At 57.4% G+C, this 862-nt stretch carries 1 protein-coding gene; it reads left to right on the top strand.

What is annotated here, in order from left to right; translation table 11 throughout:
* Positions 1-161 precede the first annotated feature (161 nt).
* Positions 162-689 carry a hypothetical protein gene (locus ACW7G5_RS14780; protein WP_457005777.1) on the top strand — a complete coding sequence of 176 codons (528 nt, stop codon included), beginning with the start codon at positions 162-164 and terminating at the stop codon, positions 687-689.
* Positions 690-862: the final 173 nt, after the last annotated feature.

Consider the following 862-nt stretch of genomic DNA (forward strand, 5'->3'; position numbering starts at 1 on the left):
CACCGTTGGCTCTCGTGTCATTGCATATCGCTTTCCGGACGGCTCATGGCGGGTTTCGCAGTTGCCGCTCCAGGGTTCCAGCAGTGGGCCCTAACAATTCATTCAAGCCGAAGCCGCTTCGCGGCGCGGCTTAATTCAGGCGTTAGGTGCTAGGAGGCACTATGACCATGGCTGCAAGTAAGATCAAAAGCGCTCTTCGGACTCATTGGTTTTTCTTCGTTGCAGCTGCCGTAGTTGCAGCCGATTTTTCTCTCGCTTCACTGGATGGCTGGTCAAACCCTCGCCTGCTTGAAGCAGGCATTCTCTTTGACCTGAGCATTGTCATTCCTGCCATGTATCTGTGGTGCTATCGATCCCGCGGCAAAGCTGCCGTTGTTCGCGCCATAGCGCTGAGCTGCCTCGGCATTTGGGTAGCTGGGCATGTCGTTCCAAGCGAGCACCACCAAATTCTCAGCACCGTAGGCTTTGTTCGCTACATCGGTCTCGCCGTGTTGATCGTCATTGAGCTCAAACTCGCGGTCGTCATCGTTCGTGCCACATTCCGTCGTAACAGTGATGCAGCGCCCGCGGCGCTAACCGCTGCCAAGGATGCCGGCATGCCTGAGTGGACCGCTCGCCTGATGGCCTGGGAGGCATCGCTGTGGCGCAAAGCTTGGGACGCTGTGCGGCGCATAGCTGGTCGCAACTAGCACCTAACAATTCATTCAAGCCGACGCCGCTTCGCGGCGCGGCTTAATTCAGGCGTTAGACCACTATGAAACTTCGCACGCTCTTGACGGTAGCAATCGCCACAGTCCTTCTATCTGGCTGCATCAGTCCCCGGACGGAGCAACTGACCAGCCAGTGCGCCGATATCCGCACC

It is taken from the genome of Luteimonas sp. A501 (assembly GCF_054052085.1).

Excerpts from the sequence above, each read along its gene's own strand:
- ACW7G5_RS14780 (WP_457005777.1), top strand. The coding sequence starts at position 162 with ATGACCATGGCTGCAAGTAAGATCAAAAGCGCTCTTCGGACTCATTGG.